The 13,123-nt window shown below is 57.2% G+C and carries 10 protein-coding genes and 1 pseudogene; 3 read left to right on the top strand and 8 right to left on the bottom strand.

Annotated features, from left to right (window positions below; all coding sequences use genetic code 11):
• The first annotated feature begins 9 nt into the window (after positions 1-9).
• The 3 genes from BM438_RS09540 to BM438_RS09530 are packed head-to-tail and all read left to right on the top strand — an operon-like array spanning position 10 to position 2,925.
• Positions 10-735: a response regulator transcription factor gene (locus BM438_RS09540; protein ID WP_093634001.1), complete on the top strand. Its 726-nt coding sequence runs from the start codon at positions 10-12 to the stop codon at positions 733-735.
• Positions 732-1,553 carry a response regulator transcription factor gene (locus tag BM438_RS09535; RefSeq protein ID WP_093634000.1) on the top strand — a complete coding sequence of 274 codons (822 nt, stop codon included), beginning with the start codon at positions 732-734 and terminating at the stop codon, positions 1,551-1,553. Before BM438_RS09540 ends, BM438_RS09535 begins: the two co-directional genes overlap by 4 nt.
• Before the next feature lie 55 nt (positions 1,554-1,608).
• The gene (locus tag BM438_RS09530) at positions 1,609-2,925 is read left to right on the top strand and encodes a sensor histidine kinase (protein WP_244179313.1); all 1,317 of its coding nucleotides are present in this window, start codon (positions 1,609-1,611) and stop codon (positions 2,923-2,925) included.
• Positions 2,926-3,453: 528 nt separating this feature from the next.
• Here the strand turns inward: BM438_RS09530 and BM438_RS09525 are convergent.
• The 8 genes and pseudogenes from BM438_RS09525 to BM438_RS09485 all read right to left on the bottom strand — a co-directional run bounded on the left by BM438_RS09525 (position 3,454) and on the right by BM438_RS09485 (position 12,843).
• Positions 3,454-4,167, bottom strand: a complete 714-nt coding sequence (locus BM438_RS09525; protein ID WP_093633998.1) for a COG4705 family protein — start codon at positions 4,165-4,167, stop codon at positions 3,454-3,456.
• A 1,363-nt stretch (positions 4,168-5,530) separates the two neighbouring features.
• Positions 5,531-6,778, bottom strand: a complete 1,248-nt coding sequence (gene dmeF / locus BM438_RS09515) for a CDF family Co(II)/Ni(II) efflux transporter DmeF (protein ID WP_093633996.1) — start codon at positions 6,776-6,778, stop codon at positions 5,531-5,533.
• Positions 6,779-6,784: 6 nt separating this feature from the next.
• Positions 6,785-6,877: pseudogene (locus BM438_RS46970) on the bottom strand (metal/formaldehyde-sensitive transcriptional repressor); the annotation flags it as partial.
• A gap of 611 nt (positions 6,878-7,488) precedes the next feature.
• On the bottom strand, positions 7,489-8,637 hold the full coding sequence (locus tag BM438_RS09505) for a M24 family metallopeptidase (RefSeq protein ID WP_093633994.1): 1,149 nt from the start codon (positions 8,635-8,637) through the stop codon (positions 7,489-7,491).
• A gap of 249 nt (positions 8,638-8,886) precedes the next feature.
• Positions 8,887-9,975: an ABC transporter ATP-binding protein gene (locus tag BM438_RS09500; protein WP_093633993.1), complete on the bottom strand. Its 1,089-nt coding sequence runs from the start codon at positions 9,973-9,975 to the stop codon at positions 8,887-8,889.
• Between the two features lie 11 nt (positions 9,976-9,986).
• Positions 9,987-10,805, bottom strand: a complete 819-nt coding sequence (locus BM438_RS09495) for an ABC transporter permease (RefSeq protein ID WP_208620640.1) — start codon at positions 10,803-10,805, stop codon at positions 9,987-9,989.
• Between the two features lie 9 nt (positions 10,806-10,814).
• Positions 10,815-11,669 carry an ABC transporter permease gene (locus BM438_RS09490; RefSeq protein WP_093633992.1) on the bottom strand — a complete coding sequence of 285 codons (855 nt, stop codon included), beginning with the start codon at positions 11,667-11,669 and terminating at the stop codon, positions 10,815-10,817.
• A 100-nt stretch (positions 11,670-11,769) separates the two neighbouring features.
• Positions 11,770-12,843, bottom strand: a complete 1,074-nt coding sequence (locus BM438_RS09485; RefSeq protein WP_167378356.1) for an extracellular solute-binding protein — start codon at positions 12,841-12,843, stop codon at positions 11,770-11,772.
• Between the last annotated feature and the right edge of the window lie 280 nt (positions 12,844-13,123).

Raw genomic sequence — 13,123 nt, 5'->3', positions numbered from 1 at the left:
CACGATACCATGTCGCGAGTTGCACTGATCGAAGACCATGCACGCCTCGCCGGGATGGTTCGCCAGGCCTTGTCGTCCGCCGGAATCGAGACTGATCTGTTCGCCACAATATCCGAGGCCCGGTACGGTATCACGCGGGCCGAGTATGCGGTGCTGGTCATCGACCGTGGGTTGCCCGACGGCGACGGCCTGACCTTTCTGCGAAATCTGCGGGCAGCCGGCCAGATGACGCCCTGTCTGATGCTGACCGCTCGAGACGCGCTGCACGACCGCGTGGATGGACTGGAAAGCGGCGCCGACGACTACGTGACCAAACCGTTTGCGATGAGCGAACTCGTCGCGCGAGTGCGCACGCTCATGCGCCGGCCTGTCGTGCTGACGGCGTTATGCGCGTCGTTCGCCGACATCGGGATCGATCCACAGGAACGCGCGATCCGCTGCGGCGAGCAAACGCTGCCGCTCGCTCCCGCCGAACTGCAGATCATTCTGCTTCTCGTAAAGTCCGAAGGCGGCACCGTTCGCCATTCCGCGCTCGAACACGCGGCCTGGGGACTCGGCGAAGCCGTCACCCCGAATGCACTGGAGGTGACCGTACACCGCCTGCGCAAGAAGCTGGCCGCGATCGGTGCAGCGACGCGCATCGTCAACGTGCGCGGCGCGGGATTTTCGTTGCACCATACCTCGGCACCCGCCAACGTTCCTCGCCATCCGGCGTCTGGAGGCAGCGACTTATGAAACCCCGGATTCTCGTCGTCGACGACGACCCCGACTGCCGCGACGCGTTGCGCAAATGCTTGCAGTCGAACGGTTTCGACGTGGCCGTCCTGTACGAGCCCGCGCGCGTGCTGGAGCGCCTTGAGGTAGAACGCCCCGCGTTGATCGTAATGAAAAGCGGTCCGTCGTTCGGTGGTGGCCTCGCCACATTGCGCATGCTGCGCGAACATCGCGAAGACATGCCGGTCATCCTGCTCGCCGAACAGGACGACGTCATCGAACGGGTTGTGGCGCTGGAATGCGGCGCCGACGATGTCCTGTCGCGACCGTTCAATGTGAAGGAAGTGCTGGTCAGAATCCGTTGCGTACTCAGGCGTGTCATGTATGAACCGCTGCACAGCCCAGTCCACCGCCAGCCGTTCCGGTTCGGCGGCTTTGAGTTGAACTTCGCTTTGCGCACGCTCTCGTTTGAAGGCCGTCCGGTTCCGCTGCAGCAAACAGAATACGCCGTGCTTCACCTTTTTACGACCGCGCCGGACCGGGTGCTGTCGAGAGAATTCATTGCACACTGCATTCACTCCAGTGCCCGGGACCAGCTTCCCGTCGTGGGTCTCTGGATACACCGTCTGCGTCGACGGATCGAAACGGACTCGTCGTACCCGAAGCTGATCCAGACGGTGCGCGCAAAAGGCTATGTTTTCCACCCTTGGGCCACGGACGATGCCACGACGGGCACGCTTATCTCGCCGCCTTGCCGCACGCTACAGCGCCCGGCTTATACCCGGACCGACGATCCGCCTGCCACCCATCAGCCGGCCAGCAGATCCCGGCAAGCCTGAACCACTCTCTACCATGCTCAATCGATGGCTCCGAAGTTTGTCCGTCCGTGTCTGGGTGACGAGCGTTGCCGCGCTCGCTGTCAGCCTTGCGGTGCTGGCCGCCGTCGTCGCCTACGCGTTCAATCACTTCCCCGAACAGATGCTCGGGAGGCACGAGCAGATCGAAAACGCCGTCAAGATTGCGGACGGCCTGAAGTTTGACGCGTCTGGTCGACCGGTATCGATAGGGCTTCCGGATAAGACTGCGTGGCTTTTCGAGGTCGTGCCGGCTGAGCTCAAGTACCGCGTACTGGATGCTCAGGGGAACGTGCTGCTTTCATCGGATTCTGCTGAGCGCGGCGCGCCCTGGAGCGTGGCTGATCTGGAGACGATCGCCGGCGGCGTTCAACGCGTTCACATCGACGGGAAACCGTACGACATCATGACGCTGCGCGTCCCCCGCGGCAACGCTGTGCTCTACGTTCAGACCGCAATGAGCACCCGTCTTCTCAATGCCATCATCAGCCAGAAAATCACGCCAATCCAGATCATTGTCCCGGTGACGATTCTCGTGGCGATGGTTACCTTCGGCCTCACGCTGACATTTACGGTTTATTGCGTGCTCCGCCCGCTGCGGGAAGCATCAAAGGCTGCAGCGTCGATCTCGCCGCGCAACCTCAAGACACGGCTTTCTCTGACAGGAATACCGAGTGAGATCACGCCGCTTATCCGTGCATTCAATGACGCGCTAGGCAGATTGGAGAATGGTTTTGCCGTTCAACAACAGTTTCTCGCATCTGCCGCCCATGAACTTCAAACGCCGCTCACGCTGATTCGCGGGCAGATAGAGCTGCAACCGGACATTGAAGACAAGGACCTCCTGCTACGCGAGATCGACATGATGGCGCGTCAGGCGCGGCAACTCCTGCATCTGGCGGAAGTGAGCGAAGCGCAGAATTTCACGTTCGGCGAGGTCAACAGCCTTGACGTCGCGCAGGACGTGGTGGCCTATCTTTCTCGTAAGGCCGACGCACGACAGATCAAGCTTGAACTCGATTCGGCGGGTAACGGACCATCGATCTGGGCGGACCGCGGCGCCCTTTTCATCCTGATCAAGAACATTCTTGAGAATGCGATTAACGCAACTCCAGCGTACAGCACCGTGTCGGTCCTCGTCGACGACGTTTCGATCCAGATTCGCGACGAGGGGCCCGGGATCAAGGAGGAATATTTGCCGTTTCTTTTCAAGCGTTTCTGGCGCGCGCCCGATTCGCGGCACGATGGCGTCGGGCTGGGTCTGGCCATCTGCAAGGAGATCGCTCTGGCGCACGACTGGCGGCTAAGTGTCAGTAGCCTGCGCGTCGGCACCTGTTTTGTAGTCCGGTTCTGCTGAACTGTCGGTGCGACAGATGCGACGAGCGCGGGCCAATTGCCCAGTCGTCCGCCTTGAATCCTGCCGGTCCAATCGACAGGCCTCAGAAAATCCGGCCCGTGCGGTAACAGCGGAATTTGCCTGGCTGGCATCTGAAGACTCCATCGCATCCATCAACTTTCGGCTCGGGCGTAAAGCGTGGTGCGGCACGTGCGTGCCGGTAGAGACGTCGCCGGCTCGCAGCCGGGCACCTTGACAAGTTCCGGCAACCGGCCACACAGATCGGCTGACACGCATCGCATGTGGTTTTCGACGGTGCACTCGAAGGCGACCTCGCGAATTCGCGCGCAACAACACGCCGACGACGGTCACCGTGATCGCGAGCAACCGGGACGACGCGGCGCGGACCCGAAGAAATGCTGGAACCGCAACATCGGCGACGCGACCCAAGCTACAACTCCGGCACCTGTGCACGTGAACGCAGCGACGGACAGATGGACTTGCGGCACATTCGGTCCGCTATGCTCCGAGCCGTCGCGCTTTGTCCGTTTAGGCGAGTCGCCGTGGGCGCCTTATGAGCAGAAGGATCGTAAGCGCCAGTCCGGTAATCGCAGCGCTGAAGAGAAGCGATAGAAGGAAAGCCAATATGTCGCCGGCATTGGTTCCCCACCATCGAACAGCAACAATCGCTGTCCAGTAACTCGTTGCGCCGACCCACGTCGCACGCGCCCTGACGCTCAGGATCAGGAGCAGGGCGGTCGTGGCCATTGCCGCCGAAAGGGGGACGCCGATCCGAGCTGATCCGAAGGAATGAGCAATGCCGTCTGCCACCACTGTGCCTAGCGACCCCGCAATCAGCATCGTGAACCAATAGAGACTGCCCGCAGGGGGCAATGCGCTACATTTCGGCTTACGTGTCGACCCGCGATGCAACGCGATCAGGCCGATCAGGATCAACGCTAAGGTAGCCGAAACTTCGATGTAACTGAATTGCTCGTGGCCTATAAAGTAATCGGCGATGTTGGTCGCGGCCGCCCTCACGATGAGGAGCGCTACCCAATAGAATGCTTCACCCCCGTTCCTGGTCGCCCGTTCGGCTAACACAACCACCGTGAACATAATCGTTAGCATAATCAAGCCTGCATCTGCATTCATCCTCAGGACGTCGGGGATGATGTCTCCCACGTTCGTTCCGCACATGCTCGCGATCGAGATGGCGACCCAGTATCGTGGCCCTACATATGGGGTGACCTTAAATTGCAAGCGAATCTCCTGAACTTCGTTTAACGGGAAGTGGCTAGTGACGGCGGACGAAACCTGGCAAACCGGGAGACCTGTGGGGTGGCAGCCATATCGGTAAATTCTCCAGAGTGCGCATGCTTTCAAAGGCAGGTGAAGGCACGTCAGCAAAGACGGCAGAGAAAAGACTCGTCCCTTAAATTGGGCATAACATCATCGATTGCGATGACTTACGCGCCACTTACTAACGATGATCGAAAATCAGGTAGTCAGGCCGTATCCTGCAGTGGACAGCGGCCTAAAACGAAGACGCCCGAAGCTGTATCAAGTTGAGATTGCGTTTGACAAAGCACGGAACACCATGCCACCCGCGGAATGCCCAGGCCGTCGTCGATAGCTACGATGTCGCGAGACTCGAAACGCTTTACTTCCTGTGCCGGTTTGTACTGCTGGCGCGGGCTTTTACGGTGCCTTTTGATGACGTGCGTGTGCGACTACCGGACATACACCCAAGCCTTTCGGTTGAGCATTAACCGCGCCCCTATGCTAATCCGTCGTTTCGACACGTCCTGCGTCGGCGCCAGACGCAGCCATAAAGGCGCGCTCGCCGCGAAGTACCGCAATCCCGGGCACGCGTGCGTCGCGGCCAATCGCATACGCCCTTTCGGCGCAACCGCGGCCGTATTGAGATTCGCAGCTATCCCGGCGTGCGTCGCTGCACTTGCCGCATTAATGCTGCCCGGCAATGTACTCAAAAAAGCACTCGTCTGGACGTGGCTTGCCGTGTTCCTGCTTGGACGGCAATAAACAAAAAACCCCGCAAATTCAATGATTTACGGGTCTTCTGGACTTCTCTGTACTACGCTATACAGCCTTATGGTGCCCAGGAGAGGACTCGGATCACTGACGTTAGTCTTTGAATTACTGGGGTTTTTCTGTTCATTCTCTATGTCAATGTGCTCACTGATGTACTCGTCTGCGGTTGCCTTGGAATAGATTGCCGCTTGTCGTGCAAACGCAACGCTGCGTGACGGCGGCGCCCGGCGCCGTGACTTGGCGCCCGAGCAAGAGCGCATTTGGGGAGATCGTGAGCGGGGCTCTGACGGATACACAATGGAGCGTGCCGAGCGTTGTCCGTTCGACAGCGGCAATACATACCAAAGCCGAATGGCAAGCGACGCCTGGGGTGGCCGCGGGACGAAGATCGTCCCGCGCGCGATGGCGGGGACGGGGGTTGAATGTGATCTGCCGAGGAGGAGTTTCTCGAGTTCGGTCGCTTTCCGGCCAAAGGGGCGTTCGCTACCGCCTTAGTTCGAACATCCGGACGTCAATTCATCACCGCAAGCGGCCGCGTGGCTTCCTTTGACGGTCTTGATCAACACCTGTGTCAGGCGGCCGTCTGTAACGGTTGGACCTCGACGGTGACATGAGACAAACCCATGAAGCGCCCAAGCACCGCATGATAGAAGCGAGAGTCTCGCTGGGTTTCATCTGTTGCCACTGACACCACCGCGCTCATGTGATCGGGGCCCACCCGCCATACATGCAGGTCAACCACCCTGTCGCCGAGGTCCTCGATCGCGTGACGAACATTCTCTGCCATCCGCCGGTCGCAGTTCATGTCGAGCAGGATTGCACCGGTGTCCAGCATCAAGCCGTACGACCAGTTTGCAATCACCAGCGCGCCGATGATGCCGGCGAGCGGGTCCATCCAGACCCAGCCAAATGCGCGTGCAAATACGAGGCCGATGATGGCCAGCACAGAGACCGCCGCATCCGCCATCACATGGATGTAGGCGGCCCCGATGTTATGGTCGCGAGTCGCTGCTTCATCCGCGTCGTCGTGGTGTTCATGTTCTTCGAATTCGACTCCGAACTCGCCGTCCGGCATCCGAACGATGGCTTTGAAGGAGTGTGGCTCCGGAATGTCTTCCTTCGATTCCAGATAGCCTCCACGGTCCGCCAGCGCGAACACTTGTTGTGTCCCATCGGGCCGCACCGTGGTAACGGACACCGCTGTAGCGTCCAGTCGTGAAGTCTGCGTCGCTGGCGTAATGCGGAAAACGGGTGGCACGCCGTCCTCGAAGATGGAAACGGCAAACACGCCGGATGGGGCCAAAATCTTCTGGACTTCCTCCTCATGAGCGTGGTCATCATGACCATGATCGTGATCGCCGCCGCTCAATAGCCACATGCTCGCCAGGTTGACAAACAGGCCGACCGCCGCGATGGGAATTGCCTCACCGAAATGGATGGGTACCGGCGACAGGAAACGCGATGCCGCTTCGTAGCCAATCAGAAGCGCAATCATCGCGAGCACGATGGCACTCGTAAAGCCCGCAAGATCGCCGAGCTTACCTGTACCGAACACGAAGCGGGAGTCGGTAGCGTGTTTGCGCGCATAGCTGTACGCAAGGGCCGCAATGAGCATTGCGCCGGCATGCGTTGACATATGCAGACCGTCGGCGACAAGCGCCAGCGAACCGAACATACTGCCGCCGACGATCTCAACAAGCATCATAGCGCTGCACAATGCGATCACGGCCCACGTCTTGCGCTCGTTCTTTTCGTGACCAACACCCAGAAAGATGTGGTCATGTCCTGCGCCGAATGCGGCGTCTTTGAAATCAGCCATTTCTGACTATTTGAAATAGCTGTGAACAACTTCGATGAGTTGTTCCGTCGCGCTGGCACCATCCTCCTCGCCGTTTTCCGCGTCGATGAGGTGGTTACGATCAAAGAGCTGGGCGATCTTCTGCAGAGATTCGCCGTTGCGCCAACGTTCCCACATCAGCGCTTTCTGCGTCTCACTGTAATAAATCCGGCGTCTCCGCTTCATGTGCAACACTCCTGCTGCTTGCGCAGTCTTCAGTGTGTTGCATCGACCGGTTGAATCCGCCGGCACTCCCGTTTGCAAAACCTGAATTTGGATGGCTGACCGGTTTGGAGAAAGTTGTCTGACCGCAGTGGGTCGAGCCTGTGTGGAAACGCAGAACGCAGATTTGACGTGCAAAAAACCTGATTCGACGACTATAGAGCCGCGTTGCACTCTCGCAATCAATCGATCAACTGAGAGATGTTGGGTGGCTACTCTACCTTAACGCAAGCCGTTCTCGCGCATATGTTGGAGGCCTAGGTGCTTCACGCACCCACCAGCCGCATGGCCCTCATGGTCCGCGAGAATCCCAATATCGCCATCACGCGCTTGAGGTTACACAGGGGCGCAGCGACCCTGTGTTCGCTGCGCGGCAGGTTGCAAAAACTGCCGCGCGCGCGTTGCAACCGCAGACAGCAGTTGGACAAAACGAAGAGTACGCAAGCTGCAAAGTGCCGGGCCAGAGCTTTTTAGACCTCGGCAAGTTCCCGTGACGTTTTGGTCAGAAAGACCGCACCAGATTCTTCAACAAGCACGCAGTCCGACAGGAAGTTTTCGTTCCCTTCATTGTCCGCAATCCACGTGAGGAGGTGGAAAATCATCCCCGCGCGGATCGGCACCGTACTCGCGCCGTGCAAACTGTTGATTCCCGGGCCTCCAGTCCACGTCGGAGGGAACGAAATTCCAACCGTGTACCCGCAATGCTCTAACCTCGGCGAAACATTCGAGGCGTCTAGACGAGCTTTCCAGGCAGCATGCACGTCGGACGCGCGAACGCCTGGCTTGAGAGCCTTCAGCGCCTCGAGGTGCGCTTCATTGCTGATCTTCGAGAGCTTTCTTGCGGACTGTGGGGCCTTGCCTACGTATGCTGTCCGCGCCATTGGAGCATGGTATCTGGCAATGCAGCCAGATAGCTCCAGGAGGAAAGGGTCTCCCGTTGTCAACTTGCGCGAAGTCCACGTCGTATGCGGCTCGCACAGTCGATCCACCGACCTAATAAACGGCGGGAAACCGGGTGATTGACCGCCGGCGGAAATCATGGCCCGATAGACTTCAGCGGCGACAGTGTTCTCCGTAACCCCGTCGCCGGCGGTGCCGATGCCCGCAACGATCATTACGTCCGAGATCCGTGCTGCGCTCTTGATCTGCTCGACCTCAAAGGGAGACTTGATCATCCGCATCTCTTCGGCGATGCCAGATGAGTCAAGGAATTCAGCGGTCGAAAGCGCGGCCCGAAGCGGCGCATCGATCATCACGTTCGCAGCGCTGTTCCGTTGCAATGCGACTCGAGGGCTCTCTCCCGCCATTTCGACCAGTTTCGACGCGATCGCCGCCGCGACGTTGTCATTGTCTGCGTAGCCAACATACTGAACCTGCGTCGCTTGTCGCAGGATGGTGGGTGTCTCAATCTTTCGGGCAAATAGCACCGGCTTTCCTTTGGCCGGTACAAGGAGTGCATGTAGGCAGAAGTAGCCCTCATAGTCGAGCCCAGCCAGATAATAGATGTTCTCCGGGCTTGTGAAAACCGCAACATCGACGCCGCGCTCGCGGCAGATCTCCTGCACTTTCTCAACGCGACCCGCGCGCTCCGCACTAGCTCGACCCAAAATCTGATCCATTTCTCGTTTCCTTTGGTTACGATGAGACGTTGTAATTAATACTCCTAAGGACACAGGAGCTGTATTGCACAGGCTATTTCCAACGCAGCACGAAGGACAATGCAATCGTGACTACGGCGAAATCTTGTAGACCGGCGCGCAAGACTGGAGCAGGCAAGGCGTCACCGGTGCCACCAGGTCTACACGGCTGGGTACACCTCTTCTGTCACCAAGATCCATCACACACCGAACTTCCGGGCTTCACTGTTACTACGAGCCGGACGGAACGACGATGCAATCGCTGGGACGGAAGGCGACCGATACTTCCTGTCCAGACTGCTCCAGCGCTTGACCGACGTACTTTTCGGTCACAGTAAGCAGTTGTCCGCCCGGAATCTCGATAACCAGATGAAGGTCGGCCCCAAGGTGGGCAACATCTCTAATCGTGCCGCGCATCTCGTTGCCGGGCGCGAGTGACGATGGCTGGCCGATTCCATTGATCTGGATGCGTTCCGGCCGTACACAAACGTCAAACGTTGTTCCGTTAACGCTGCCGTCCGGGACTGGCACGACCATCCTCAAGCCGCTGCCTGACTGAAATTCGGCGAGCCCATTCGAACTCGGGAGAAGCCGTCCCGTGAACCAGTTTGAGCGCCCGATGAACTCCGCGACAAATCGAGTCTTCGGATTCGTGTAGATGTCCGTGGGAGCCCCTTGTTGCATGATCTTTCCGCCACTCATGACGATTACGCTGTCGCCCAGACTCATCGCTTCTTCCTGATCGTGGGTGACCACGATCGTTGTGGCGTCTACGGCCGAAAGAATCTCCTTTAATTCAAACCGGAGTTCTTGACGTAGTTTCGCGTCCAGCGCTGATAGCGGTTCGTCGAGCAAAACGACTTCAGGATAAATCGCCAGCGCCCGTGCAAGCGCCACGCGCTGCTGCTGGCCACCGCTTAGTTGCCCCGGGCGGCGATCTTCAAAACCCTTTAGCTTGACTAGCGACAACATCTCAGATACCCGAGCCGGAATTTTTGCCTTATCAAAGTTGCGATGCTTCAACCCATAGGCGACATTTTCTCGAACCGTCATGTGTGGGAACAGGGCGTAGTCTTGGAAGAGAAGACCCACGTTGCGCTCGTAGGGCCGTCGGCCCTTCATGTCCACGCCAGAGAACATTACCGCACCATCGTTAGGAACTTCAAATCCTGATATCAAGCGCAAGGTCGTCGTCTTCCCGCAACCGCTCGGGCCTAATAACGAGAGTATCTTTCCCTTCTCAACATTGAATGAGATGTTATTGACGGCGACAAAACTCCCGTAGAGCTTCGTGACGTTCGAAAGTTGGAGAACACTCATATCAATTCCTATCAACTGAAGACGCCCTTGCCGATCAGACGGTCTAGGCCGATTGTACGGTCGAGCACGAGAATGATGGCAAAGGTAAAAATCATCAGGACGACGGAGGCCGCGGCGATCGTCAGATCAAAGTTCGTCCGCATCATGCTTACCATCGCAACGGGGAGGGTATATGAGTCGGGAGAAGTGAGAAACAAGCTTACGGCTACGTCGTCCATAGAAAACGCGAACGCGAAGATGGCACCTGCGACGATTCCGGTACGAGCAAGCGGAAAGGTGACGTCCCAAAAAGCCTGACGGTCTGTAGCGCCGAGGCTTGTTGCGGCTTCCGTGAGTGTCTTTCGGATGCCGACAAGACCGGCGAGCGTCGTGCGGACTGTGTATGGGAACGTGATTATGATGTGGCCCCCAAGCAAACGGGTGAATCCGTCAAAAACCCCGAGCATCGCAAAAGCCAGTAGCAGCGCAAAACCAATCACCACTGCAGGCACAATGAGCGATGATAGGAAGAGGGTTTCCAGAGCTTGCTTGCCGCGCCCCGTAAATTGATCAAGCGCGACAGCCGTGCTGACGCCGGCGGCCGTCGAGATAATGGTGGTAACTAGCGCCAATCGAAGACTTGTTGCAAGACCCGTCAGATAATAAGAGTCGGAGAAGAAATTTTTGTACCACCGGAGGGAGTACTCCGGTGGAGGGAACCGACCAAGATACGCTCGGCCATCGAATGACATCGTCACGGAGACAATGATCGGAAAGACGAGGAATATCAAAACAACGATAATGTTGGTGGCGCTGAGCAGCACTGCAGCGTTATCGACATAGCGTTTCACAGTATCGTCCTATGCAAGATTTCGGTGCCACTTGGAGACGACCCACGTCAGCGCGTAAATCACAACCAAGGAAACGATGAGCATGATGATCGCAACAGCTGATCCGCTTGGGTAATTAGCGACCTCGCTGAAGCGGGCGTAGATTAGATTCGACACCATTAGTACTTTTCCCTTCCCCAGAATCATGGGGATGACAAAAGCACTAAGGCACAGCGTGAAGCAGATCAGGAAGGCTGAAAGCAAACCCGGAATGCATAACGGCAATGTGATTGAGAGGTGCGATCTGAAACGCGACGCCCCAAGCACCTGGGACGCCTCCACTAGCTTCGGATTCAGATTTTGAAGATTTCCTAGCAGTGTCAGCGCTGCAATCGGAATGAGGTAGTGCAAAAGGCCAAATACTACGACCAATTCGGTATAGAAGCGGCTGCTTGCAGATACGTCTAGGATGCCAGCAAGGATCGAAGCATAGCCGGTAGGCCCAAACGTCAATAGCAAAGCATTAACGCGCACCAGCGTGCTGAGAAACAGCATGCCGATTAAGAATCCAACGGCCAGCTTTCGAAGTACAGGCGACGATTGCCTCGCAACTGCATAAGCGATCGGAAAAGCTACTGTGAGTGAAATGATCGATGTTAGCAAACCGAATTTGAAGGTTTCTGCAAAATACTGCATGTAAGAAGGTTGCAGGATTTCCGCAAAATTTGACAACGTGTAAGGTGCGTCCTTAGCGGAGCCGATCCGACCCGGCTCGAAGAGTCGAAAACTTTCGTCAATCACGTTGGCAAGCGGTAGCGCGAGAAGCGCCATGAAGAGGGCGAATCCAGGCAGCATTAGCAACGCCGTACTTCTTCCAGACTTCATGAGTAAGCTCCGATTCCTCGAGCGCCCGACGTGTGTTCGTCGAGCGCAGTTTGTTGCCCAATTGTGCGACGTCGGGTGCAACGCACGTCAGGTTCTGATGTTACAAAAGCTGAACGATTTCCTGCTCCCAGCGCTTGTTCCAACCATCAAGCTGCTTGCCAAGGTAGTCCCAATCGGGAACAACGACAAACTTCTTCACTTCCTCGGGAGTGAACCGGAGAAAGGGAATGGTGCTTTCCGCCTTCGAGTTGACAGGAACTTCACCGACTTCTTTGAAGTAATTGCTGCTCGCTTCCTTGCTGATTGAGTAGTTGGCAAAATCGAATGCCAGCTTCTTGTTCTTTGAGCTTTTGAGCACAACCCAACCCGAGATGAACATGAAGGTCTTGAGGCTTGGGCTCGTTTTTGTCAAAGGGATCGTCTTCACCCCCTTAATTCCCGACAATGTGCCCTGTTCCCCAAAAGTGATCGACGTTTCTCTTGTATTCATCGACGTGATGATGTCCGACGTGTTCGACGCGGCGCGGCCTATGTTGCCGGACTTGGCGAGCTCCTTCAGAAACTTCCACCCTGGCTCCATGTTGTGCTCGTCGCCACCACGGGCCATCGCCAGCGACACGACCTGAAGGTTGGAAAACAAGGTCGGATTGGGCCACAGAATTTGCCCTTTCAGCTTCGGGTTGAGCAGATCCTCGATTGACTTGATTTCAATGGGGCAGGTCTCAGGAGCATAGGTGAAGAAAATGCCGCTAGAACCTCGCGGAACAGCCTTCCAGTTCCCCTTTGCATCTTTCGGGATGAGGTCTACCGGGACGTCTGCGAGGTTCGGGCAATCTTGGAGCGTCACGGTCTCGACCCAGTCTTCACGGATCATCGAGCGAAAAACGGGACTCCAGTTATCCACCAAGTCATAGGGTGGATTCGGCCATGCGGCTTTGATCTTCGGCAGGATGGACGCCGCTCCCCCAGCGTGCAGTGTCCAATCAATCGGTGCTTTCCCCCACCTGGCGGCGAGCGCTTTGGTGTTCTCAATCCACGGGGGGCCCCACTCGACAACAGAGAGCGTCTCCGCAGCACGTGCCGTGCCGACTAATTGCGTCAGTTGAGAGGCGGCAAGCGCCGCACCGCCAACGACGCCCGATTTGATGAAGCTTCTCCGCGAAAACTTTGCCATCTTTTTCCCCTTCGCTACCTGATTGAGGTTCGGTCTTTGGATTGCATTAGGCGGTCGATGACCTGGATCCTGAGCAGCCCACTCGTCAGCGGCACCTGCGCTCACGGGCCGATTATGCCGTTTCAAAAATAGTGGATCAACGATGTTGTGTACAACCATTGTGGATCGAGCCGACCGTTCGGTCAGTACATGTATACACCTAGCGTGCAGAAGGAAGAAAGCGGCCCGCCCCGCCGGTTTTTACCCGCGTAAACCCTTACTGGAGAGCGAGACAGTTAGT

Source organism: Paraburkholderia aspalathi, from assembly GCF_900116445.1.
GTDB lineage: Bacteria > Pseudomonadota > Gammaproteobacteria > Burkholderiales > Burkholderiaceae > Paraburkholderia > Paraburkholderia aspalathi.
The sequence above is the reverse complement of the archived record's forward strand: the minus strand, read 5'-3'. Positions and strand labels throughout refer to the sequence as shown.